The 23650-nt window shown below is 55.7% G+C and carries 30 protein-coding genes and 1 tRNA gene; 29 read left to right on the top strand and 2 right to left on the bottom strand.

Features of this window, described 5'->3' with window-relative positions; genetic code table 11:
• Window positions 1-12 precede the first annotated feature (12 nt).
• From ACG2XO_RS11520 to ACG2XO_RS11655, 28 genes are all read left to right on the top strand, one after another.
• A complete protein-coding gene (locus tag ACG2XO_RS11520; RefSeq protein WP_410498131.1) occupies window positions 13-534 on the top strand; it encodes a phage regulatory CII family protein in 522 nt (173 codons plus the stop codon).
• Entirely contained in the window at window positions 534-743 is a 210-nt protein-coding gene (locus ACG2XO_RS11525; RefSeq protein ID WP_410498132.1) for a hypothetical protein, read from the top strand. Before ACG2XO_RS11520 ends, ACG2XO_RS11525 begins: the two co-directional genes overlap by 1 nt.
• Window positions 727-942, top strand: a complete 216-nt coding sequence (locus ACG2XO_RS11530) for a hypothetical protein (RefSeq protein ID WP_410498133.1) — start codon at window positions 727-729, stop codon at window positions 940-942. Before ACG2XO_RS11525 ends, ACG2XO_RS11530 begins: the two co-directional genes overlap by 17 nt.
• Window positions 939-1910: a hypothetical protein gene (locus ACG2XO_RS11535; RefSeq protein WP_410498134.1), complete on the top strand. Its 972-nt coding sequence runs from the start codon at window positions 939-941 to the stop codon at window positions 1908-1910. The genes ACG2XO_RS11530 and ACG2XO_RS11535 overlap by 4 nt, the downstream gene beginning before the upstream one ends.
• Before the next feature lie 9 nt (window positions 1911-1919).
• Window positions 1920-2534 (top strand): hypothetical protein, encoded by a 615-nt coding sequence (locus tag ACG2XO_RS11540; protein ID WP_410498135.1) that lies wholly within the window; start codon window positions 1920-1922, stop codon window positions 2532-2534.
• An 85-nt stretch (window positions 2535-2619) separates the two neighbouring features.
• The gene (locus ACG2XO_RS11545) at window positions 2620-3072 is read left to right on the top strand and encodes a hypothetical protein (protein ID WP_410498136.1); all 453 of its coding nucleotides are present in this window, start codon (window positions 2620-2622) and stop codon (window positions 3070-3072) included.
• Window positions 3073-3323: 251 nt separating this feature from the next.
• Window positions 3324-3710 carry an HNH endonuclease gene (locus ACG2XO_RS11550; protein WP_410498137.1) on the top strand — a complete coding sequence of 129 codons (387 nt, stop codon included), beginning with the start codon at window positions 3324-3326 and terminating at the stop codon, window positions 3708-3710.
• A 163-nt stretch (window positions 3711-3873) separates the two neighbouring features.
• Window positions 3874-4707, top strand: coding sequence for a hypothetical protein (locus tag ACG2XO_RS11555; protein ID WP_410498138.1), 834 nt, complete (start codon window positions 3874-3876; stop codon window positions 4705-4707).
• A complete protein-coding gene (locus ACG2XO_RS11560; protein WP_410498139.1) occupies window positions 4617-6389 on the top strand; it encodes a terminase large subunit in 1773 nt (590 codons plus the stop codon). Before ACG2XO_RS11555 ends, ACG2XO_RS11560 begins: the two co-directional genes overlap by 91 nt.
• The gene (locus tag ACG2XO_RS11565) at window positions 6389-7282 is read left to right on the top strand and encodes a phage portal protein (protein WP_410498140.1); all 894 of its coding nucleotides are present in this window, start codon (window positions 6389-6391) and stop codon (window positions 7280-7282) included. The genes ACG2XO_RS11560 and ACG2XO_RS11565 overlap by 1 nt, the downstream gene beginning before the upstream one ends.
• Window positions 7282-7710: an HK97 family phage prohead protease gene (locus ACG2XO_RS11570; RefSeq protein ID WP_410498141.1), complete on the top strand. Its 429-nt coding sequence runs from the start codon at window positions 7282-7284 to the stop codon at window positions 7708-7710. Before ACG2XO_RS11565 ends, ACG2XO_RS11570 begins: the two co-directional genes overlap by 1 nt.
• Complete coding sequence (locus tag ACG2XO_RS11575) at window positions 7710-9053, top strand: phage major capsid protein (RefSeq protein WP_410498142.1); 1344 nt, start codon at window positions 7710-7712, stop codon at window positions 9051-9053. The genes ACG2XO_RS11570 and ACG2XO_RS11575 overlap by 1 nt, the downstream gene beginning before the upstream one ends.
• Window positions 9019-9978: a phage tail sheath subtilisin-like domain-containing protein gene (locus ACG2XO_RS11580; RefSeq protein WP_410498143.1), complete on the top strand. Its 960-nt coding sequence runs from the start codon at window positions 9019-9021 to the stop codon at window positions 9976-9978. Before ACG2XO_RS11575 ends, ACG2XO_RS11580 begins: the two co-directional genes overlap by 35 nt.
• A gap of 11 nt (window positions 9979-9989) precedes the next feature.
• On the top strand, window positions 9990-10352 hold the full coding sequence (locus ACG2XO_RS11585) for a phage tail tube protein (protein ID WP_410498144.1): 363 nt from the start codon (window positions 9990-9992) through the stop codon (window positions 10350-10352).
• Window positions 10349-10663, top strand: a complete 315-nt coding sequence (locus tag ACG2XO_RS11590; RefSeq protein ID WP_410498145.1) for a phage tail assembly protein — start codon at window positions 10349-10351, stop codon at window positions 10661-10663. The genes ACG2XO_RS11585 and ACG2XO_RS11590 overlap by 4 nt, the downstream gene beginning before the upstream one ends.
• A 133-nt stretch (window positions 10664-10796) precedes the next feature.
• Window positions 10797-12452, top strand: coding sequence for a tape measure protein (locus tag ACG2XO_RS11595; RefSeq protein ID WP_410498146.1), 1656 nt, complete (start codon window positions 10797-10799; stop codon window positions 12450-12452).
• A gap of 12 nt (window positions 12453-12464) precedes the next feature.
• Window positions 12465-13643 (top strand): DNA circularization protein, encoded by a 1179-nt coding sequence (locus ACG2XO_RS11600; RefSeq protein ID WP_410498147.1) that lies wholly within the window; start codon window positions 12465-12467, stop codon window positions 13641-13643.
• On the top strand, window positions 13640-14749 hold the full coding sequence (locus tag ACG2XO_RS11605; RefSeq protein ID WP_410498148.1) for a phage baseplate assembly protein: 1110 nt from the start codon (window positions 13640-13642) through the stop codon (window positions 14747-14749). Before ACG2XO_RS11600 ends, ACG2XO_RS11605 begins: the two co-directional genes overlap by 4 nt.
• 21 nt (window positions 14750-14770) lie before the next feature.
• Complete coding sequence (locus tag ACG2XO_RS11610) at window positions 14771-15310, top strand: phage baseplate assembly protein V (protein ID WP_410498149.1); 540 nt, start codon at window positions 14771-14773, stop codon at window positions 15308-15310.
• Window positions 15310-15735, top strand: a complete 426-nt coding sequence (locus ACG2XO_RS11615; RefSeq protein WP_410498150.1) for a phage GP46 family protein — start codon at window positions 15310-15312, stop codon at window positions 15733-15735. The genes ACG2XO_RS11610 and ACG2XO_RS11615 overlap by 1 nt, the downstream gene beginning before the upstream one ends.
• Window positions 15728-16774: a baseplate J/gp47 family protein gene (locus ACG2XO_RS11620; protein WP_410498151.1), complete on the top strand. Its 1047-nt coding sequence runs from the start codon at window positions 15728-15730 to the stop codon at window positions 16772-16774. Before ACG2XO_RS11615 ends, ACG2XO_RS11620 begins: the two co-directional genes overlap by 8 nt.
• A 2-nt stretch (window positions 16775-16776) precedes the next feature.
• Window positions 16777-17355 (top strand): YmfQ family protein, encoded by a 579-nt coding sequence (locus ACG2XO_RS11625; RefSeq protein WP_410498152.1) that lies wholly within the window; start codon window positions 16777-16779, stop codon window positions 17353-17355.
• 61 nt (window positions 17356-17416) lie between these two features.
• Complete coding sequence (locus ACG2XO_RS11630; protein ID WP_410498153.1) at window positions 17417-18412, top strand: hypothetical protein; 996 nt, start codon at window positions 17417-17419, stop codon at window positions 18410-18412.
• A 13-nt stretch (window positions 18413-18425) separates the two neighbouring features.
• Window positions 18426-18935, top strand: coding sequence for a DUF4376 domain-containing protein (locus ACG2XO_RS11635; protein ID WP_410498154.1), 510 nt, complete (start codon window positions 18426-18428; stop codon window positions 18933-18935).
• A gap of 61 nt (window positions 18936-18996) precedes the next feature.
• Entirely contained in the window at window positions 18997-19278 is a 282-nt protein-coding gene (locus tag ACG2XO_RS11640; protein ID WP_410498155.1) for a hypothetical protein, read from the top strand.
• Between the two features lie 2 nt (window positions 19279-19280).
• A complete protein-coding gene (locus tag ACG2XO_RS11645; protein ID WP_410498156.1) occupies window positions 19281-19706 on the top strand; it encodes a M15 family metallopeptidase in 426 nt (141 codons plus the stop codon).
• Window positions 19707-19810: 104 nt separating this feature from the next.
• Window positions 19811-20320 carry a hypothetical protein gene (locus tag ACG2XO_RS11650; protein WP_410498157.1) on the top strand — a complete coding sequence of 170 codons (510 nt, stop codon included), beginning with the start codon at window positions 19811-19813 and terminating at the stop codon, window positions 20318-20320.
• 265 nt (window positions 20321-20585) lie between these two features.
• Window positions 20586-21998, top strand: coding sequence for an alkaline phosphatase D family protein (locus ACG2XO_RS11655; protein ID WP_410498158.1), 1413 nt, complete (start codon window positions 20586-20588; stop codon window positions 21996-21998).
• Between the two features lie 354 nt (window positions 21999-22352).
• Here the strand turns inward: ACG2XO_RS11655 and ACG2XO_RS11660 are convergent.
• A tRNA-Gly gene (locus ACG2XO_RS11660) sits at window positions 22353-22426 on the bottom strand.
• 24 nt (window positions 22427-22450) lie between these two features.
• The gene (dcd, locus tag ACG2XO_RS11665; RefSeq protein WP_410498159.1) at window positions 22451-23026 is read right to left on the bottom strand and encodes a dCTP deaminase; all 576 of its coding nucleotides are present in this window, start codon (window positions 23024-23026) and stop codon (window positions 22451-22453) included.
• Window positions 23027-23180: 154 nt separating this feature from the next.
• On the opposite strand from dcd, the gene ACG2XO_RS11670 reads away from it, so the two are divergent.
• A complete protein-coding gene (locus ACG2XO_RS11670) occupies window positions 23181-23639 on the top strand; it encodes a peroxiredoxin (protein ID WP_410498160.1) in 459 nt (152 codons plus the stop codon).
• Window positions 23640-23650: the final 11 nt, after the last annotated feature.

Genomic DNA, 23650 nt, shown 5'->3' on the forward strand with positions numbered 1-23650 from the left:
AGGAGGTGTGTGATGGATTTGAATACGTTACCAAAAGGTGTGATCGAAGCCGCGCGGGAGGATTGCGCGTTGTTTCGTGGTGGGCAGGAGGATTTGAGCCGGGCGGTGACGGGCTATCCGCAGACCTTGCGCCATAAATTGACCGGCCATAACCGCGCCGTGCTGGGTGTGGATGATGCGCTGTCGGTGATGGAGCTAACCGGTGGGCGCAATACGATTTGTGCGATGGCGCGTCAACTGGGTGGGGTTTATATCCAGCTGCCGGCGATGGGCGAGCTGGAAGACAACGAGGATTTGATGTTGTCGTTTTTGTCCGCATCGATGGCGCTGGGCGATCTGGCGCGCAAGGCGCAGGCGGCGGTGGCTGATGATGGTGTGGTCGATGTGCATGAACGCAACGGCCTGCTGAAAACCGCGCATGAGCTGCAAGGCAAGGTGCTGCATTACCTGACGCAACTGGATCGGGTGTATGGCGATGCTGATGTGCAGCAGGCTTTGCGCGCTGAACAAAACAGCGGTGGTGGGGAGCGCTGATGGCGTCGGCCTGGCATCAGGTGCAGGCCGATGTATTCACGCATCCGCGTGGGTATCGGGTGCAGTCGTATCGCGATGGCATCGTGCCGCGCTGGGCGGCGTTTCATCCGTCGGTGGGCTGGTTTGCCGATGGGTTTTTGAGTGCGTTCGCGGCCAAGGAGTATTGCCGCTGTCATGCGTTGGAGGTGGGGCGTGCGAGTGAAGGTTGAATCGTATCTGGAAAAAGGTCGTAGCGGCCGTGAGCGCTGGGCGTATGCGTTGGTGGCTGGCCGGAAAGATGATGTGATCAGCTCGGCTAACGGCTTTGCGAGCGCGACCGAGGCGCGGGCGGCGGGTGATGCCCTGATTGCATCGCTGGCGGTGCGAGCGATGGCGAAAAAAGCGAATACGCGTGGGGTGGGGCGATGAGCCGTTACATGATTAACGATGTCGAGTCGGATGCGCTGGCAGGGCTGGCGCATATCCCGTTCCGGCTGTATCACGCCTTGCGCAAGCGGATGGATTTCAGGACTGGCCGGGTGGGTGAGCGCCCGAAGGTGAGTTATCAGGCGCTGAGAGAGGATTTGTATATCGAGCCCTGCCAAGGCCGGACAGGTGATGAATCGGGTTCGCCTTCTGTAGAGGCGTTGCGGCATGCGTTACGAATCCTGATTCGTGTGGGCTTGGTGACGGTGATTCCGGCTGATCGGCAGCTTATTTTTTCGTTGGTTTTGGCTGATGTGGAAAAGTTGCGTCCTGTAGAAGTACCACAGAGCAGCAACAGAGCAACACCAGATCAAGCACACCAGAGAGAAAGCCAAGCAAATCAAGGCTTTCAGCCCGAAGCGCCACAGAGCTACACCAGAGGCGAAACCGGAGAAGTGCCCCATACATCGGAGAACGGTGAACGGAGAAAACCCAAGCATTTCATAGAATCGTCATCTCTAAACGGTGAAAGTAGTGGCGCTGTGGATAAGTCGCCGATGATGAGAGAGGCTTCGGGAAAAATTGCCAAAGCGGGTGATTGGGTGCCGATCATGCTGGAGCTGGGTTTCGACGAAAAAAGCGTCTGCAGTGATGAAGCGGGTCGGATTTACTGCCGCTGGTTCGCTGATGGTGTGCTGCCTGATGAGGTGCGTGAGGCTCGGCGTGGTGCTGGTGCAGTGGCAATGACGCCGATGTATCTGGCGAAAGTGGTTGAAACTCGCCGGGGCAAATACGGCGGTCGTGATGGTAATGGCAAGCCGTTGCCGGTGTTGCAGTGGATGGATTCGTGGTCGGGTATCGAGGCGAAAGGGACTGAGCTGGGCTTGACAATGAAGGACGGTGAAGCGCCGTGGTTGTTCAAGATGCGGGTTTTTGAAAAGGCAGGCGTGCCCATGCCTGCGTTACATTGAGGGAGGTGAATGATGGCTGTGAAAAATGCGTGGTCGCGGCCGGCTGGAACGGACGGGTATATCCCGGTGGCTGTGCTGTGGCAGCGGATGGCTGCGCTGTATGGTGCTGAGTGGCGGGCGATGTTTGCCAGTGATGAGGCCAAGATGGTGTGGCAGGAAGAGGCGGCGGCGATGCTGTATGGCCGTGGTGTGTCGTTCGGCATGGTCAAGCAGGCGCTGGAGTTGCTGCGCGATCGCATCAAGGCGGGTGACAAGCCGCCGAGTGTGACCGAGTTGGTCGAATTGGCGATGCCGTCGCTGGATGCTGAGTCGTCGTTTGCCGAGGCGAAAAAGCAAAGCGTGCTGCTGGAGCATGGCCGGGCTGAGTGGTCCAGCCCTGCGATTTATTGGGCGGCGCGTGATTTTGGTGTGGCGCGTTTGGCGACGGCGCAGTTTCGCGGGCGGGATAAGGCGGACTGGGTGCGGGCTTTGGCGCGGCGTTTGTCGGGGCAGTGTCCGGGAGTTCCGGTGGCTGAGCCGGCGGTGCAGTACCGGCGCGGTGACGTGGCAGTGGCGCGTGCGGCGTTGGGTGGTTTGGCTGAAATGCTGGATCGAAAGGTCGGCAGTAAATCGGTGGTGCGGTAAAGGCAAAAATACAAAGCTTTGCGCGGTGACGTGATGAAGCTAGAGGCCTCTATGCAGAAACTTGATCAAAACAAGCGGGGGCAAGATGATCGATTTTGTTAATGGACGTTTGGAGTTGTGGGCTCGTTGGGCGAGTCGTCGTGATGATTGTGGTTTGGGTTATGTGCAAAGTCAGCTGGCGCGGTTGGGTGAGGCGGCTGGTGGTGCGAAGTTTGCGGGTTTACCGCCGGATGTGTGTGACGATGATATGCATGAGTTGCAAAAAATCGTGGCCTATTTGCCTTTCGAGTTACATCAGGCGGTTTGGCAGTGCTATATGATGCCGGGGACGGCGGCGCAACATGCGCGATCTTGTGGGTGCCATCGGGATACGTATTATGCGCGGTTGCATAAAGCGCATGTTTTGGTGATGGAGGCGTTGCAACTGGGGATTGATGAGGTGCCGTTGTTGGTGGTTGGGCGTGCGGCATTGATGGCTGATTTGTTGGTGACGAATGATGCAGCGAAAAAAAGTGAGAAAAAATTATTGACGGTTTAGCTCCGACACTTTAGAGTGAAAACCGCTATGACTTGATAACTGCGTCTAGCGAAAGAAACCCCGCTCAAAAGGCGGGGTTTTTGCGTTTCTGCTGCGCGGATTTAGCAGTCAGCCGTGGCACCGATCAACAATCTTTCCCCCGCTGGATCGGTTGTCGTTGGCTGACTGGTGCATCTGTGCCGACATGAGAGAGTGACGCTTGACCAGCCCTGCGGGGCTGGTTTTTTTCTGTCTGCGATTTGCGAGGATGTATGCCAAAAGCGCCAATGAAACCGTGCGGCCAGCCGGGCTGTGGTCGGCTGGTTCAGTCGGGTAAGTGTGATGTGCATCGGCGGGCGACGATTCGCCAATATGAATCGCAGCCTGTGCGCAAAGCGGCCAAGAGTCTGTATGCCACCAAGCGTTGGCAGGATTTGCGGGTGCTTATGTTGAGGGCGAATCCTTTGTGTGTTGAGTGCAGAAAGGAAGGGCGATTAACTGCGGCAGCGCACGTCGATCACATCAGGCCTCATCGTGGTGATGAGGCTTTGTTTTTTGATGAGCGCAATTTGCAGGGGCTGTGCAAGCCGTGTCATTCACGCAAAACGGCGGCTGAGGATGGCGGGTTCGGCAACAGCCGGGCGGCTGCGGCTGTGTAAGGTGGGGGGCTAAAAAGTCTAATTTGTAAGGTTGCCCCGAACGCGCTCCAAGCCACAAAAATAAATTCCTGATTTTTCATAGGGGGGGGTCTAAATCGCTCTGCATTGAGTTGATCCGCCCTCTGGAGTCTTTTTTCGCATTTCAACCGCAATGAGGCCTGCCATGAGCCAAGCAACAGGCAAAGCGGCGGGCATGGTGGCAATTCCCCGTCCGCCCAAGTTTTTAAAAACCAAACGGGCGCGACAAATCTGGTCGTATCTGCTGGCGGCGCTCGATCAGGCCAAGCTGGATTATAGATCATCGCTGACCGGTATCGCGTTGCTGTCCGAAAAAGTCGACAGCTGGCGAACCCACGCCGACGCGCTGGCCGTGATTGGCGAGCGTTACGAAGAAGACCGCAACGGCGGTTCGCTTGAATACGACGAATCGATTGCCGAGCGCCGTATGCGCGTCGAAATTTTGCGCGACCTGGACGAATTCGGTTTGACGGGTCTGAGCGTTGCGCGCATTCGCGTTGTTGACGCACTGAGCAATCAGGCTGATCTGTTCAGCCCCTTCGAGCTGGCCGATCAACTGGCCCACGGTGATGGTGACGAGCTGCTGATGCCAGACCCGCCGCCGTGGACGATGCGGCCGAAAGAAAAGAAGGTCTGGAAAGAAATCCTCCCACTGCTCGACGGCAGCGGTTTCGATTATTCGACCGCAGGGCTGTCGCTCGGGCTGTTGGCGTCGGCGATTGCCGACTGGCAAGACTGCCAAGATTGGATCGCTGATCACAAAGGCCGCGTTTTCGTTGCCAGTGAAGATACCGGCCGCACCTATGAAGTGTCGGCCTCCTATAACCGCAGCAAGATCGCCAAACAGATTCGCGATCTGCTCAAGAAAAACGGAATGACCGTGGCAGCATGCGCAAAACAGAAAGCCATCAGCAAGGGGCGCACGATCAGCCCGGAGCTGGCGGAGCTGCTGGGGTTCATCAACGAACGTCCGGACTGATTCCGGCCGGTTATCAATTACAGCCTTGGGATCAGTACGGTCTCGATGTGCTCGAAGGGCGCATCACGGTTTGCCGCTACACGCGGCTGGCTGTCGAGCGTCATTACCGTGATTTGCAACACGGCGCTGAGCGTGGTCTGGTCTGGCGGCCTGATCTGGCCGCCCACGTACTGAAGTTTTTCCCGACACGCTGCAAGCATTCAAAAGGGCAATGGGCGGGTAAGCCCGTCGAACTGGCGCCGTGGCAAGCCTTCTGGCTGGCCGTCGAGTTTGGCTGGTATCGCCTCGACGGCCGGCGCCGGTTTCGTACCTGGTACGAAGAGGTCGCCCGTAAAAACGGCAAGTCGACCAAGCTGGCCGGGCTGGGTATTTACCTGTTTGCCTGCGACAAGGAAGGCGGCGCCGAGGTTTACACCGCGGCGACCAAGCTGGAACAGGCCAAAATCACCCACAACGAAGCGGTGATGATGGTTGGGCAGGATAAAGGCCTGAGGGCGCTGATCACGGCCCATCATGACAAGCTGTTTATTCGCGGCACCAGTAACAAATTTGTTCCACTCGGCGCCGATGCGCAAACGCAAGATGGTTTGAACGTCCACGCCGCCATCATTGATGAGCTGCACGCCCACCCGACACGGGCATTGTGGGACGTGCTCGATACTGCGCGCGGTGCGCGGCTCAATTCGATCATGCACGCCATTACGACGGCGGGTTTCAATCAGGAAGGCTCAATTTGCCTTGAGCAGCGAGGCTACCTGATCCAGATCCTCGAAGGTACGGTCGAAGACGACAGTTTCGGCGGGGTGATTTACACGCTCGATCAGGATGACGACTGGCGCGAGCCGGAAAACTGGATCAAGGCCAATCCGAATCTGGGTGTGTCGCTGTTTCTGGATGAATTAAAGGATGCGGCTCGCAAGGCCGCTGCCGTGCCGGCCGCGCTGTTCAATTTTCTGACCAAGCGTCTGAATATCTGGACGCAAGCCTTTGATGCCTGGTTGTCGCTCGACGACTGGGATCAGGCCGGCGCGCCGATTGATGTTGAAAAACTCAAAGGGCGGCGCTGTTTTGGCGGTCTTGATTTGTCGACCAAAACTGACCTGACCGCGTGGGTGCTGGTGTTCCCACCTGACGAAACGTGCAGCGAGTGGATCGTACTGCCGCGCTTCTTTGTGCCTGAAGACAATATGCAGCTGCGCAGCCGCAAAGACCGCGTGCCGTATGAGGCTTGGGCGCGTGACGGCTGGCTGATCGCCACGCCGGGCAATGTGGTCGATCAGGAGCGCATTCGCCAGCAGGTGCTGGATGATGCCGCGCTGTTTGATCTGATCGAAGTCGGCTTTGACGACTGGAACAGTGCCAAGCTCGCCAGCGAGTTACTGGATACGGGAATCAATATGGTGGCGATCCGGCAAAACTTTGGCGACTTGTCGGCGCCGTCGAAAGAAGTTGAAGCACTGGTGAAATCCGGTCGGCTCGCCCACGGCGGCCATCCGGTCTTGCGCTGGTGTGCCGGTAACGTCGTGCTGCTGCGCGATACGAATGACAACTACAGGCCAGCCAAGAACAAATCGCGCGAGCGAATCGACGGCATTGTCGCGCTGATTATGGCGATGAACCGGGCGTTGTTTGGTGTAGAGGAAGTCAGTATTTACGAATCTCGAGGCATTAGGACGTTGTGATGAAAATCAATTTTAGATGGCCGTGGCGCACTAAAAATGCCAGTGCACTGATGAACGAGGCGGTCGTTCGTGAGTTTTATGGGGGTGGGCTTTCCAAAGTCGGCTTGGCGGTGAACTCGAAAACAGTATTGCGAGTTAGCGCTTGTTATTCCTGTGTGCGCAATATCAGCGAAGACTTAGCCAAACTCAATTTACACGTTTACCGGCGCAAGGTGCGTGGCAAAGAGCGCGCCGTCGATCATTCCTTGTATGCCGTTTTGGTAACGAAACCGAACGGCTGGCAAACCCCATTTGAATTCGTTCAGTTGCTGACTGCATTTATGTTGCTGCGCGGCAATGGCTATGCGCTGATCGTTCGGGGTTTTGGCGGTCGGGTTGTCGAGTTGCTGCCGCTGCATCCAGACCGGATTGAGGTGAGGCAGGGGCTGGATTTGTCACTGAGCTACACCTACACCGCATCGAATGGCGTGCGCAAGGTGTATCAGCAGTCCGAAATTTTGCATTTGCGCGGGTTTACGTTGAATGGCTGGCTTGGTGTAACGCCGATTGAATACGCCAGAGATTCTTTTGGTCTGGCGCAGGCGGCTGAAGAGCATGGTGCACGCATGTTTGGCGGTCGCGTTACCGGCCCAGGTGTTTTGAAAACGCCAAATAAGCTAAGTGATGCGGCATATGAAAATTTGCGCAACAGCTGGGTTGACACTGCTGATGGTCTGGAAAACGCAGCTAAGCCGCTGATTTTGGAAGAGGGGCTGAGTTGGGAGTCGTTGGGGTTAAAGCTTTCTGATTTGCAGTTTCTTGAGACGCGCCGTTTTCAGGTCGAAGAAATTGCCCGGCTGTTCCGTATGCCGCTGCACAAGATTTTGGCTTGCTCGATAGCTGGAATGACGTAGTGCAGAAAGGTGCGTTTAGCGCTTCTCTCGAAAAATCGCAGAGCGAAAAGCGTTTGCCCGCCATGTTGTGGCAGCACCGGCAGGGCGAGCCGATTGGTGTTTACACCACGATGCGTGAGGACGATGTCGGTCTTTATGTTGAAGGCAAGTTGGCGCTTAAGACTCAGCTTGGTGCTGAGGCTTACGAGCTGATGAAAATGGGCGCTGTGGGTGGTTTGTCGATTGGTTATGTCAGCCGTGACGACAGTTACGACCGCGTAACTGGTGTGCGAACGCTCAAGCAAATTGATCTTTATGAAGTATCCGTGGTGACTTTCCCGGCAAATGATGCGGCGCGGGTCACTGGTGTGAAAGGGCTGCATGCCGCGCAAGCTGCTGAGGCCAATGCAGTTCAATCTCTTATTAATATTTTGCGTGGAGTTCAATAATGGATCGTTTAAATCCCAATCATGCACGTTTTGAAACCAAAAATGCGCCAAATCCTGCGGACTTGCCGCGTGTTATTCAGGAGCTTGGTCAAGCGTTCGGTGAGTTCAAGTCAACCAATGACAAGCGTTTGGAATTGCTTGAAAAAGGCAAGCCAACCGGTGACTTTGAAGCCAAGCTTGCCAATATCGACAAGGCATTGACCGAGCTTGATGGTGTCAAATCGGCGATTGATGAGCTCAATAAGCGCGGTGCGCGCGAAGGTTTGGGCGGTGATGCTCAGGCTCAGGAGCATAAAAAATCCTTCAATCGCATGATGCGCAAGGGTGATGATGATGGCCTGCTCGAATTGCAGGCCAAGGCATTGAATCTGGGTGCTGACGCAGACGGTGGTTACGCAGTTCCCGAAGAAATTGATCGCAACATTATTCAGCTTGAGCGCCGTTTGGTGCCGATGCGTCAGGTGGCTAATGTCATTCCGGTTGGTGCTGAAGACTACAAAAAACTGGTCAATTTGGGTGGTGCTGTAGCGGGCTGGGTGGGTGAAACGGCGCCTCGTTCTGAAACGGCTGCATCGAAACTCGGGCAGGTTGCCCCGTTCTTTGGTGAGTTGTACGCCAATCCGGCAGCTACGCAAAAAATGCTCGATGATGTGTTTTTTGATGCTGAGGCCTGGTTGGCTGATGAGGTGTCAATCGCGTTTGCCGAAAAGGAAAATGCAGGCTTCACATCAGCTGATGGCGTGGGCAAAGTCAAAGGCTTTCTGGCTTATGGTAATGCTGCTACCGATGATGCGACGCGCGCCTTGGGTGTTTTGCAGTACGTGGTTTCTGGTGGCGCAGCGTCGATTACAGCCGACGCCTTGCTCGACTTGGTGTATGCACTTAAATCCGGGTATCGCGCTAATGCCAGCTGGATGATGAACCCTTTGACGCTGCCGATTTTGCGCAAACTGAAAGATGTTGATGGTCAATACATCTGGCGTCCGGGTCTTGATGCGGGTGAGCCGTCAACGTTGCTTGCCAAGCAAATCGTCGAAAACGACGACATGCCGATTGTGGCAGCAAATTCCTTGCCGATCGCGTTTGGCGATTTCAAGCGTGGCTACGGCGTCCGGTACGCACAATATCTATATCGCCGGTCAGCGCATTCAGTCGGCAGTATCCGTCGGCGATACGCCGACAGTGCAGGCGGCGGCGCTGAATGCCGCGATCAATGCGCAAGCCGATTTGCCGGTGACTGCAGCCGCTGCGGCGGGTGTGGTGACGTGGACGTGCAAATGGAAAGGTGCAAGCGGTGCCGATATTCAGGTGTCTGCCAATTATCGCGGTGTCGCTGGTGGTGAAGCGACGCCGGGCGGGGTGACGCTGGCGTTTGCAAACACCACGGCCGGCGCGACCGATCCGCTGTTGGCTAGCGTGATTCCGTCGCTGGGCGATGAAGAGTACGACTGGATCGTGCATCCGTTTACCGATAGCGCCAATTTGGACGCCATCGGTGCCGAAATGAACGACGTAACCGGTCGCTGGTCGTGGACTCGCCAGATTTACGGCCATGCCTACAGTGCCAAGCGCGGTACTTTGGCGGCGCTGGTGACGTTTGGTCAGACTCGCAACGATCAGCATCACACCATCGCGCCGATGGAGCCGTTGGTGCCAACGCCAGTCTGGGAATTTGCTGCTGCCTTTACGGCACAAAATGCCGCCAGCCTGCGCATTGATCCGGCTCGCCCGACTCAAACGCTGGTTTTGCAGGGCGTGTTGCCTGCGCCGGTGGGCGCGCGCTGGATTTTTACCGAGCGCCAATCCTTGTTGACCTATGGTCTGGCCAGCTGCGTCACGCGCAATGGCATGGTAGCAATTGATCGCGCGGTCACGACGTATCAGAAAAACAGCTTCGGGCAGGCGGACGCCAGTTATCGCGATTCGGAAACGCTGTTTACCTCGGCGTATGTGCTGCGGCGCTTGCGCTATCGCGTTACGCAAGAATTTCCGCGTCATAAGCTGGCCGATGATGGCACGCGGTTTAGTGCCGGGGCTGCGATTGTCACGCCGGGCATGGCGCGGGGTGTGCTGATTGATGAATATGAAGTGATGGAGCTGGAAGGCATCGTTGAAAACAGCGAGCTATTCGCCAAAAACCTGATTGTCCGGCGCAGTTTGACCGATCCGAATCGTCTCGATGTGCTGTTCCCGCCTGATTACGTCAATCAGCTGCGCGTGTTTGCGCTGCTAAATCAATTCCGTCTGCAGTACGCAGCGAACGCATAAGGGGTTAGAGCATGGCCAGTAATAAACGACTGGCTGGCACCTGCTTTGTCAAAGTGGGTGGTCAGCAATTACGGATTGAGGGCGGGCTGGAAGCGCCGCTCAATGACAAGAAACGCGAGGTGATGATGGATTCCGCTGGGCCAGCTGGCTACAAGGAAACGCCCATCGCGCCGTATATCAAGGTTACGGCCTTGGTGAAAGATTTGCCGCGTGATCAGCTGGCAAGCGACGACGCGCTGTCGGTGCAGGCTGAATTTGCCGACGGCAGCATTTATACGTTGGGCGATGCTTGGCTGAGTAACGAAGCGGCCATTAAGGGTGATGATGGCAAGGTTGAGCTGGAATTCAACGGCATGCGGGGGAATTGGCAATGACATTTTTGACTAAAAAATTGCGCCAGCCGATCACGGCTTACGAAGAGCAGCATTCCGAAATTACCTTGCGCACGCCGGGTATGGCTGAGGTTAACGCGATCAAGGCGTATCCATACACCTTGTGTCCTGATGACGATGGCGCGGTAGAAATCCGCATCAAGCCGGTGCTGGTGAGCAAGTACATCGAAATGCTGGCTGATATTCCTGCTAGCGCGGTTAAGCAGATTCATCCGGCCGATGTGTTTGAAATCGGGAATGCGCTGATGGGTTTTTTCACGGGCAACTCGGAGGCCGCAGCGTCGAGCGATTGATCGACGACGTTTTCGAGGTGGCCTATTTTTGGCGAATGAAGCCCACGGAAATGTGGGCTTTGTCGTTTTCGGACTACCTGCAAATTGAGGCGCAAGCCTGCCGGATTGCCGAAAAACAGAATGGGGATGAGTGATGGCGAAATTTGAACTCAAGGCGGTGCTGACCGCAGCCAACAGAATCAGCCCCGAGCTAAAAAAGATCATGCAGGACGTCGCCAAGGTGGCGCAGAAATTTGCCGGTATCGGCAAAGGCTTGGGCAGCATGGCCAAGGCCGCTTTGCCGTTTGCTGCTATCGGCGGTGCGGCGGCGTGGGCTGGTAAATCCATGCTCGATACCACGGCTGAATTTGAAAAATACAGTCTGGTGCTCGAAACCATCGAAGGCAGCTCGGCCAAGGCCAAAAGCTCGATGGACTGGATTAGCTCGTTTGCCGCCAAAACGCCGTATGAGCTGGCGGGGGTGACCGATGCTTTCGTCAAGCTCAAATCGTACGGCGTGAATCCGATCAAGGGGCAGACCCTGCGCGTGCTGGGCGATACCGCTGCGGCGATGGGTAAGGATTTAAATTCCGCTGTCGAGGCCTTGGCCGATGCGGTGACGGGTGAAAATGAGCGGCTGAAAGAATTCGGCATTACCGCCAGCAAAAGCGGTGGCCAGATTCTGTATTCGTTTGTTGATAAGTCCGGTAAGCAGCGCATCGCGAAAGCCAAGGCGAACGACCGGCAAATGATTCAATCAACGCTGATGGCGATCTGGAATGATCGCTATTCGGGTGCGATGGATAAATTGTCCGGTTCATGGTCGGGTTTGATGTCGAACATGCAGGATCAGTTTGCTCGTTTTAGCCTGATGGTGATGCAGTCTGGTGCATTTGACTGGCTTAAAAACAAGCTGGGTGGTGCGCTGGATCGGCTCAATCAAATGGCGGCATCGGGCGAATTACAACGCTTGGCGCAAACCGTTGGTGTGAGGCTGGTGCAGGGTTTGAAAGAGGCGTGGAAAGCCGCGACGGCCTTTGCCGACGTGGTGCTTCAAGTCAAAGACGCGGTGGGTGGCTGGGGTAATTTATTCAAGCTTGCTGCCGCGATTATGGCTGGCCCTTTGGTGTTGGCGGTGGCGCAAACCATTGGTGGCATTTTTTCGTTAGGTGGTGCGATTATCAAGTTTGTTCGCGTGGCAGCAATTTTGGGGCGGGCTTTGGCTGCGCTGCGTGTGGCTGCAATGGCGTTCATGATTTTTAGCGCGGCTAATCCGATTGTACTGGCGGTGGTCGCGGCGGTGGCCTTGCTGGCTGGTGCGGCATACCTGATTTACAAAAATTGGGAGCCAATCAAGGGTTGGTTTGCCGGGGTTTGGTCGGGCATCAAGTCCGGTGGTGAAGTGCTATGGGGTTGGATCAAGCAGGCCTTTGCATTTACTCCGCTGGGTATGCTGATGAAAAACTGGGAGCCGCTGGTGGCGTATTTCAAAGGCTTGTGGGATCGCATCAAGCAATTTATTGAGCCGCTGACCTCGCTGTGGAAAAACGGCCCAGTCATGGGCGATGTGCAGATCAATGGCGACGGTGGCAATGGCTATGGCGCGATGCGGCCGGAAAGCCTGACCAGACAGAATCGCCCCAATCTGGTCGGTGCTGGCCAGTCGCGCGTCAACGGCGAAATCAATGTCCGCTTTGATAATGCGCCGCCGGGTATGCGGGTCGATGCGCCGGCAGCCAAGAGGGGCGGGGTGACAATCAACCCTGATGTTGGCTACCGGTCTGGATCGTCGTATCTGACCGGCGGTTAAAAGGAAAGCAGTATGCCCAGCTGGTGCGACAATCTACGCCCGGCCTCGTTTCGCGGGGTCGGGTTTTTATTTGAAGACGGCGATATGGCGGGTGGTCGTCGCCTGCAGGTCAATGAGTATCCGCAAAGCGACAAGCCCTTTGTTGAAGATATGGGTCGCAAGGCGCGCTCGATTTCGCTGACGGTATTTCTGATTGGCGATGATTATGCGCAGCAGCGCGATCAATTGCTCGCCGCGCTGGAAAAACCGGGCGATGGCGAGCTGGTTCACCCGCGTCTTGGTTCACTCAAAGTGTTTGCCGGGGATTATCGCTATAGCGAAAGCAGTAGCGAAGGCCGGATGTGCCGGTTTTCGCTGTCGTTTACCGAGGCGGGCGAGCTGACTTTTCCGACCGGGACAACCAATCATGGTGCCAGCGCGGCGGATTTGTCCGAGCAGTTGCAGGCCAGCGAGACGGCCGATTTTGCTGCCGATCTGGATGTGAGTACGCCCGAACTGGAGGCGTCGGCGCTCGAGCAGTTGACCAAAAATATCAATACCGGCATTGAGCTGATTAACTTCGGCGTCGATGTCGCTAAAAATCTGCCAGCCTTGATCAAGAATCCGGCGCTCTTGGTTGAACGATATTTCGCGATGTATCAGCCGGACGTGCTGGGTTTGTGGGATGCCGGTTCCGGGGTGTATGGCCGTTTGATGGGGCTGTTTAATCAGTCGGCGCTCGCGCGCTCGCCCGTCGTGAAGCAATTGCCATCGGCAACGGCGAATCAGGTGGCTATGGCGCGCAATAAGCAGGCGATTGATCGCTTGCACCGCTCAGTTCTGCTGGCTAGTGCCACGCAGGTGGCGAGTGCTCTGGGCGGTGTGACGCCGGTGGTGGTGCATCAGGATGCCGAGGCTTTGCGTCGGGCGGTGTTGATACAGCTTGATGCTGAAGAGTCGCATGGTGCGACGTATGAGGTCAGAAGGCAGGTTCTGTCTGCTGTTCGAGCCAATACCGTGCAGGGTATCAAGGCTGCGCAGCGCAATGCGGTGCGGCTGCTTGACGTTGCGCCGTTTGAGGTCGAGCCGGTCGTGCTGACGGCGTATCGGCTGTATGGCGATGCGTTGCGGGGTGACGAAATTGTTACCCGCAACAAGCTGGTCCATCCGGGCTTTGTGCCTGCCGAGCCCTTGAAGGTGCTGGAAAAATGACAGATCAGAACACGGTAAGGCTACTGGTCGATGGCCGCGATTTTATTGACTGGAAATCAGTCAGCATCACGGCGGGGATCGAGCGCGTCGCACGGGATTTTACGCTGGAAGTGACGGATCGCTGGCCGGCGGCGGGTGGCGCTGCGGTACGGCAAATTGCAGCGGGTGCAAAATGCGAGCTGTATATCGGCAAAGACAAGGTATTGACTGGCTTTGTAGACAGTACCCCTGTGCGGTATGACGGTGGTTCTGTGTCGGTCGGCATCACCGGCCGCAGCAAAACCGCCGATCTGGTCGATTGCGCGGCGTTGGGGGCGCGGCAATATCGCGGGCAAAAAATTGAAGCCATTGCCAGGGCGCTCGCGTCCGAATACGGCGTGACGCTGGTTTCGCAGGTCGATACCGGCGCGCCGATTGCCGACTGGCAGCTTGATCCGTCCGAAACGGTTTTCGAGGCAATCGACAAGCTGCTCAAGCCCAAGCAAATCTGGGCGACAGATAGCGCCGCTGGCGAGCTGCTTCTGATCGAGGTGCCGGGCGAAAAAGTAGCGACGCGCATCGAGCTGGGCAAAAACATTCTCGAATGTGATGCGGCGCTGGATTTCAAGGATCGGTTTTCCGAATACGTCGCGCGCGGGCAGGCTGCGGGTGATGACGATCAGTCAGGCGCGGCCAAAACGCAGATCAGCGCCAGCAGTGTAGACGCTACGATCAAGCGCAAGCGCGTGCTGGCGGTCTCTATGTCGGGGCAGACCAGCGCGGCCGATTGTAAAACGCGGGTCGAATTCGAGCAGGCTTACCGCTTTGCCCAGTCGCTGAAAGTGCAATACACGCTGCAGGGCTGGCGTGATGAGGCCGGGCAACTCTGGCGGCCGAATACCCGTGTCTGGGTGCGCGATGAAGTGGTCGGCTTTGATGACGAGCTGCTGATTGTCGAGGTGACTTATAGCTTGAGCAATGAAGGCATGCGCACGGTGCTGACGCTGGCGCCAGCTGTGGGTTATGAAGTGCGCGATGACACCAAGCACAAGAAAAAAGGCCGCAAAGGCAAAGACAGCAATGTGCCAAGCAATGCTGAATACGTTTATATGAATGCGCCGAAGTGAGGGTTTATGAGTGAAAGGCTAATGGCAAAAATGCTCGCGCCCTTGTCGCGCCAGATCGGCGGCATGGTGACGCGCGGCGTGGTGGCGCTGGTGAATTCGGCGCGGAAAATGCAGTCGCTGCAGCTCACGCTGCTGGCCGATGAGCCCAAGGACAATATCGAGCATTTCGAGCCGTATGGCTTTACCGCAAATCCCAAAGCCGGCGCCGAATCGCTGGCTTTATTTTTGGGCGGTGATCGCAGTCATGGCGTCGTGATTGCCTGTGCCGATCGCCGCTATCGGCTCAAAGGGTTGGATTCGGGTGAGGTCGCTATTTATGACGACCAGGGGCAAAGCGTGATTTTGAAACGCGGCAAGATTTGCGAAATCAATACCGATCAGTTGGTGATCAATGCGGCAACGCGGGTGCAGATCAATAGTCCCGAGGTGAAGGCGTCCGGCAATGTGATTGCCGTTGGTGATGTGGCCGATCAAGGTGGAGCCAAAACCATGGCCGGCATGCGCGCAAAATTCAATCCCCATAGTCACGGCGGCGGCGCGGCCCCGAATCAGGTGATGTGATGGAATTAATTCTGATGGTAAACGGGAATCCGGCATCGCCGGATGATCCGGAGCTGGCGCGATTCAATCGCGCGGTGCTGATTTCGCTGTTTACCTGGCGGCGTGCTGAAAACGGCGACGTGCCGCCCGATCAGCCCCGTCAGGGTTGGTGGGGTGACTCGCTGTCGGTCAATGACAAGATTGGCTCGCGACTGTGGTTGCTGGCGCGCGCAAAAATCACGACCGAAACGCTCAATCAGGCGCGCGATTATTGCCGCGAGGCTTTGCAATGGCTGCTTGATGATGGTCTGGCGGCTGCAATCGATGTGCGCATTGAGCGGGCAGGGCTGGATGGTGCGGCGGCGGCCATCGTTATCAAGCGCAGCAATGGTGATCAGCTGAGCTGGTCGAGCAATCAATTCTGGCAGGAGCTGCAAAATGTTTAATCGCCCAACGCTGGCGCAAATCAGCCAGCGCATCAGCAACGATATTCTGGCGCGGCTGGATCTGGATGAAATCCGCCGCTCGGACATTCAGGTGATCGGCAAAGTGCAGGCGGCCGTCGAGCACGGGCTGAATGGCTATCTGGAATGGATCGCCAAACAGCTGTTGCCCGATAGCTGTGACGAAGACCGACTGTTGTCCAGCCCCTGGCTCAATCGCGGGCTGTCGCCCAATAAGGCCAGTTATGCGGCGGGTTCGCTGAGCGTAACGGCTCAGGTTGGGGCGGTGATCAAGGCCGGTACGGTCTGGCAGCGTATTGACGGTGTGCGGTACCAGATCAATACCGAAACAACGATCAGCGCTGTGCCGCAAGTGGTGGCGGTGACTGCACTTACGGCGGGGGGCGCGGGCAATGCGACTGCGGGATCTGGTGTGGTGCTGGTTTCGCCTGTGCTGGGTGTGCAAGCGGAGGCCGTGGTCGCTGTAGGCGGTGTCACCAATGGCAGCGACGCCGAGGGCATCGATGATTTCAGGGGGCGGGTGCTGGCTGCATGGGCGCAAACCGCGCACGGTGGGGCTGATTTTGATTACGTCGCCTGGGCAAGGCAGGTTTCGGGTGTCACGCGGGCATGGGTGCGTCCAGCGTATTTTGGGCTGGGTACTGTCGGCTTGTTTATCGTGCGCGACGATGAGGCGCCGATTTTTCCGGACGCGACCGAGTTGGCTGCGGCGCAGTCGTATGTGAATTCGGTTTGCCCTGTGACGGCAGCGGTAACGGTGATGTCGCCTGTGGCCAAGGGCGTGAATTTCAATATCCAGCTCACTCCAGCAACGGCGGCGGTCAAGGCTGCGGTGCAGGCGAGTCTGGCCGATCTGATCCGGCGCGATGCCGAGCCGGGTGGGTCTTTGTTGCTGAGCCGGATGAATGAGGCCATCAGTATCGCTTCGGGCGAATCCGATCATGTCTTGCTTTCGCCGGCGGCCAATGTCACGACTTTGCCTGGTGAAATGGTGACGCTGGGCGCATTCACCTGGAGCTGACGATGCGACTGACTCAATCCGATTATTTGCAGCAATTGCAGCAGCTGATGCCGCCCGGCCCCGCGTGGGAAGGCGAGCTGATCGTGCGTGAGCTCGATGTGCTGGCCAAGTCGTTTGCTGCGGTGCATGCCCGATCCGGTGATTTGTTGCGTGAGGCTTCGCCGTATCAAACGACTGAAATGCTGGCAGATTGGGAACGGGTCTGTGCCTTGCCCGATAGCTGCAGCGTGCAATCGTCGATGACGATGGCGGATCGGCGTGCTGCAGTAGCGGGCAAGTTGATGGCGATTGGTGGGCAATCGGCTGCGTATTTCATCGCCATTGCCAAAGCGATGGGCTACCCCGATGCCACGATCACGCAGTATTCGGCGCGTCGCTGTGGCCGGCGCATGGGTACGCCGTATGGGGGTGTCGCCTGGCAATTTGTCTGGCAGATGAATTTGCCGGCGTCGCAGGTCGTTGCGCGGCGTTCGGGTAGCCCGATGGGCGAGCGTTACCGGGTCTGGGGTAATGCCCAGCTCGAATGCGTGATCAACAAGCTCAAGCCGGCGCATACGCTGGTGCGATTCAAGTACGCATAAGTCGTCTTTTTGATTGTTAAACAACCCGCCTTGATGGCGGGTTTTTTTATGGGTGCAAAGTATGGATTTTCCTAAAAGTCTGGCCGCCGCGCTGTATTTGTTGGCCGGTCGGTTTACCGATGGCGACCCGATCAATGGTGTGCCGGCAAGTATTGATCCGGCGTCGCACATGAATGCAGTGACTGATGAGTTGCTGAATGTGATTGCCGGGTTTGGTCTGGTTCCTGATGAGACAAAATTTGATCAGGTGTTCAAAGCTATTGCGGGGCGTATTGGTTCTGCTGGTGGCTTGTCATTCCGTAATCTGCTGATCAACGCTGCCGGCATGATTAATCAGCGTGGATATGTTTCGGGTGCAGCAACGACATCAGCAAATCAGTACACGATTGACCGCTGGCGCGTGGTGACTTCGGGGCAAAACTTGAGCTGGGCGGCTAGCGGTGCGGTCAATGTAATGACTGCACCTGCAGGTGGCGTTGAGCAGGTGATCGAGGGCGTCAATGTCCTGGGGGGCACTTACGTTCTGAATTGGGTCGGGACGGCCACGGCCAAGGTGAATGGTGCTGACGTCGCCAAGGGCGGAACGGTTGTCTTGCCTGCCAATACGAACGCGACACTCCGGTTGATCGGCGGCACCTACAGCATGCCTCAGCTTGAGTTGGGCTCGGTGCCGACTGCGTTTGAACTGCGGCCATTCGACAAGGAGCTGACTGCTTGTCAGCGCTACTACGAAAAAAGCTTTCCCCTTGCGACGGCACCAGCTAATGCGGCTGGCCTGTTCAATTATCTGCCGCAACAGGGGGCGGCTGGGCAGATGATGGTGTTCGGAAACTTCCCGTTCAAAGTGCAGAAGCGCAATGCATCGTCAGCCGTCACGCTCTACAACCCGGTCTCGAACAACGCGCAAGCACGAAGCCTGCAAGCGAACACTGACTTTACCAGTACGGCGGCCAACAGCATCACCGAATATGGCTTCGGTGTTGCAGCCACATCGCCGACAGGAACCATTGCGGGTAATAGTTGCGCCCTGAACTGGGCAGCAGACAACGAACTTTAAACAAGGGATGACCATGTCGGCAGCAAAATACAAATTAACAAAAAATCCGGATGAAGTGATTCGGCTTGAAGACAATACCACCATCAAACGAGGTCATCGTTGGTGGGATGACTATGAAGCGTGGCTGGCAGACGGAGGTGAGCCATTGCCACTGGCACCTGCGGTGTCGAGTGCTGAGCGCAAGGCCGCTGAAATTAGCCTCTGGCGCGATGAACAAGAGCTGCAGCCGATCACATTCGAGCACGCTGGCCATCGCTGGGACGGCGGGCTGAAAGTCAAAACCCGTCTCAAAACCGTTGCTGAATTGCCTGCCTTGCCGCCCGATTATTACTGGACGGATGCGGATAACGTCGATATGCCGATGACACTGGCCGAAATTCAGAGTCTGGCGCAAGCGCATGAAATCGCTATTGCTACCCAAGGCTGGAAAATTCATCAGCGTCAGCGAGCGATGAAAGCTGAAATCTTGCTGCTCGAAGGCGAAGCGCTGGCGAATTATCAGCCGGGTTGGCCAGCCGATTAATACGTGATTACTGATTGAATTTTAACCCGCCTGTGCGGGTTTTTTTACGTCTGGAGGTGCAATGCAGGAATACGAAAAAAACTTTATCTGGTTGCTGGTGTTGGGGGCGAGTATCGGCGTGGGCAAATTGCTGGTGTCCAGTGAAACGCTGACGCTACGGCTGTGTTTTGGCCGGGCGATTTTGGGGAGTGCCACGACCGCGATTGCAGGGGCGGCTCTGATCCAGATTCCGAATATCAATCCGCTGGCACTGATGGCGATTGGCTCGGCATTGGGGATTGTGGGTGCGCAGTTTGTCGAGCTGTGGCTCAAAAAGCAGGTCAACAAAATCAGGGGAGGTTAATCATGATCAATAGTCGGAATCTGGGTGAGTTATTGCCGGCCGTCAAAGCTCGGGCTGAGGCCTTTATTGCTGAGTGCAAACGGCAGGGGATTGAGGTGCTGATTACCAGCACTTATCGCGATCACGAATCGCAGGCTGCACTCTATGCTCAAGGCCGCACAGAGCCGGGCAGCAAGGTCACGAATGCCAAGCCGGGGCAAAGCTGGCACAACTGGCGGGTGGCCTTCGACTTCGTGCCGATCGTGAACGGCAAGGCGCAATGGGGCGATGCAGCGTTGTTCAAGCGCTGTGGGGCTATTGCTGAAAGTGTCGGGCTGGAGTGGGCCGGGCGCTGGAAAAGCTTTCCTGAAATGGCGCATTGCCAATTTACGGGTGGTTTGATGCTGGCCGATTTTCAGGCAGGCAAAACACTGGAGGCCATCGCCTGACGTGCCAGTTAATCCACAGCTTTTGTGGGTAACTGGTGGTGCAGTGCGAAAAATCCTTTATCAACCAAAGGCGCGGGCTCCGCGCCTATTTTTTTGGCGAACGTATGTTCAAAACTATTCCATTGCCTTATCGAATTCTGATCGTGGTGCTGCTGGCGTTGGCTGTGTTTGGCGCCGGGCTTCGCACGGGCTGGGTGCTGTCAGCCAATAGCAAAGACGCTGGCCAGCTCAAGGTTCAGAACAAGGCGACAAAGGTGCAGCAGGCGCGGGTCGCTTCGGCGGCGGTGGCTGACCAGATCACGGCCAGCCAGGTGCAACAGATTCAGATCCGCTACAAAACCATTACCAAAGAGGTGATCAAATATGCAGAAGTCCATCCGGCACCCGCGGCTAGCCAGCCTGTTGTTGCTTGCAACACTCTCGATCATGACTGGGTGCGAATCCATGACCATGCCGCCGATCCAGACAGCGAACCCGTCAGCGAGCCTGACGGTGACGCCGGGGGAGCTGGAAAAAGTGAAGTCCTCGGCGTCGTCGCCCGCAACTACGAAACCTGCCAGCTCTGGCGCCAATCGCTGATCGGCTGGCAACGCTGGTGGATGTCTCAACAGTGAGTTTAAAAGAGCAATATGGCGGGAGAGATGACGCTAAAAATAAACATCAAAGTCCCCGTTGTGATGGGGGTGCAGATAACCCGCCTGTACGTACGGAGGATTGAGCATTGAGGTGAGAAGAATCAGTTTGCATGCTATAAGCAAACATCTGCCTTTGTTTTTGCTTGCCAACTACGAAAGCAAATGTGGGCGTGTGCTGCTCTGTGTTGTTATTGCGCATATGCTTTTAAGTATGCTGATCCTCTCACTTCATAGGAGGTGTTGTATGAAATTAGCAAAACCAACGGTTGGTCCGATTGTTGGATACACCACGCAGAACGAGGCGCGCATCTGGTTTCGTGGTCAGTTTGAACCGGGACCGAATGGCTATCGACGATGCTTTGGTGTGGTGCTGTGGCAGGAAAAAGGAGCGCCAAAAACCAGCCGACAGATGAAAATTGGCAAGATGTCGCCGAATTTTGATGTGACGGGGGTGTTTCCACTATTGGGGTTGAAGCCGGATTGCGAGTACGAGTACTGGGCTGGCTGGTTTTTGGCCGATTCCGAGCTGGACGCGGCACGGGCGATACCGCAATTTGACTGGGATGCATTGGACATCTCGATCTTTCGTACCGGTACCGATAAGAGGGAGGCTGTACGCTCATATGCGGTGGGTTCATGTCGTTACTTGCTGCGTCTGTTTGGCGGATTGATTTTCGATGACCGAGGCGATAAGACCTTCGAAGCCATTTTGAATCAGCACGAATCGGCGCCGCTGCATGGGCTGCTGATGATTGGTGATCAGATTTATGCCGATGACTTGAACGTGCTGCTGCCGGATGTCAAACTCGACAGCTTCCTGTCGCGATATCGGGCAGCATTTTCGCAGCAACATGTCGCGCGGCTGATGAGCCGTGTACCTACCTACATGATTCTGGATGATCATGAAATTGAAGACAATTGGCCTATCAAAGCGACGGCCAAGGACATGACGACGACATACCCGCACGCCATTCATGCTTATCAAATTTACCAAGCTAGCCATAGTCCGGTGTTTGAGTTGGATGACGAGGGCTGGGTGACAGGCACACCGCCACGCTTCTGGTACACCTTTAGCGATGGTTGTGCGGACTGGTTCGTGATGGATGTACGCACCGAACGAATCTGGGATGTGGATAATCCGCAGCGGCGCAAAATGGTCAAACAGGCTCAGATGGTGGCGCTGCTGGCATGGTTGTCAGATAAGCCAGAGCGGGTGAAGATGGTGGTGTCGTCCGTGCCGTTCATGCCGGATCTTACTAGCGATAGTGATGACAAGTGGGGGGCGTATTTGCCAGAGCGAACCCAAGTACTTGATCACATCCGGACTAAAAAGATCCGCAAGGTCTGTTTTGTGTCGGGCGACGTGCACTGTTCATTTACCTCCCAACTGACATCGCCGGATGATTCTGAGTTCAAGGTATTCAGCATTATCTCGTCTTCCTTCTTCTGGCCTTACCCACACATGGAAAAAAATGATTTCGTCCTGACTGGTGAATTGACTACGACCGGGACGCACCGCTATGAGGTAGGCCAAGCGTCGCCTATCTATTCGGTAGATAACTTCGCTCGGCTGGATGTGGCGCCGAGCGGCATTCTTGTTACCTATTTTGGCCGCAAAGGCGAAGTACTCGGCGAACAGGTCAAACTGGAATTCTAAAGAGGCTATGACCAAACGCCCACAAAAGCCCACTCCGCCTGATGGCGGGATGGGTTTTTTTGCATTTAATTTTATTACTTTTTATTACTTTGAGGTGTTTATATTGCAAAGTGCAGCGATAAAGGTGCACCTTGTGATTTTAATGTTGTTGTATGTTTTTGAAATTATTAGTTTAAATTGACTTGCAATGCCCATCGAGCATCGGCGCGATGCAGAAGCGTCGCGAGGGTTGATGGGCTGGATTTTCTTGGGTCAATGGCATGGTGATGCTCGATGGATGGTGTTGCGGTATGGAATGCAGCCCATAGTGTAAACAAAAAAGCCCTGATCAATCAGGGCTTTGTTTGGTGTTTTTGGAGCGGGCGATGGGAATCGAACCCACGGCACAAGCTTGGGAAGCTTGGGTATTACCATTATACGACGCCCGCGTAAGTGCAGATTATAACAGTGAATTAGGTTTTAGGCAGCGTGACGCCATGTTGGCCTTGGTATTTGCCACCACGGTCGCGGTAACTGGTTTCGCAGACGTCATCGGTATCTGCTTCAAAAAACAGCACCTGAGCGACACCTTCATTGGCGTAGATTTTGGCTGGCAGTGGTGTCGTGTTCGAGAATTCCAGCGTCACATAGCCTTCCCATTCCGGTTCGAACGGCGTCACGTTAACGATGATGCCGCAACGTGCATACGTTGATTTGCCCAGACACACAGTGAGCGCATTGCGCGGAATGCGGAAATATTCGACGGTGCGCGCCAGCGCAAATGAATTGGGTGGAATGATGCAATAGCCCTTGCCTGACACATCGACAAAGCTGTTTTCATCAAAGTTTTTCGGATCAACAATGGTCGAATTCAGGTTGGTAAACACTTTGAATTCGTCAGCGCAGCGGATATCGTAGCCGTAGCTCGAAGTGCCGTAGGAAACGATGCGTTCGCCGTTGACTTCCTTCACCTGGCCGGGGATAAACGGCTCGATCATGCCGTGTTCTTGCGCCATGCGGCGAATCCATTTGTCCGATTTGATACTCATGTTGTCACACGCCTGTAAATATTTTGGCCGTATTGTATCTGGCGCTAGGGACAAGCGATAGTGCGCGGCTTTGCTTGTGTTTCAAACTTGCTTACTGACTGGCAATTGCCGACAATGAAACTACGTTTCACTGATTCCTCGATCCGGAGTGTGTATGACCACTGCCCTGTGCGCAGCGCTGAAATTACCAACCACCAACAACGGCGAATTCGATTTAAGCCAACTGACCACGCCGTACGCCGTGATTTATTTTTACCCGAAAGACAACACGCCCGGTTGCACGACCGAAACTGCCGATTTTCGTGATCATTACCAGGATTTTCTGGCCACTGGTGCTGCGGTATTTGGCGTTTCACGTGACAGCATTAAAAGCCACGAAAATTTCAAAGCCAAACTGGCAGTGCCATTCGAATTGATTTCCGATGCCGAGGAGAGTGCTTGCGCAGCATTTGACGTAATGAAAATGAAAAACATGTATGGCAAACAAGTCAGGGGTATTGAGCGCAGTACCTTTGTTATCAACGCCTCTGGCGAAATACTCCGGGAGTGGCGTGGTGTGAAAGTCGCCAATCACGTTGCCGAAGTGCTCGGCTTCGTTGCGGGTTTGAAGTAAAAAAATGAGCG

Origin of the sequence: Chitinibacter sp. S2-10 (genome assembly GCF_046530675.1) — a bacterium.
Lineage (GTDB): Bacteria > Pseudomonadota > Gammaproteobacteria > Burkholderiales > Chitinibacteraceae > Chitinibacter.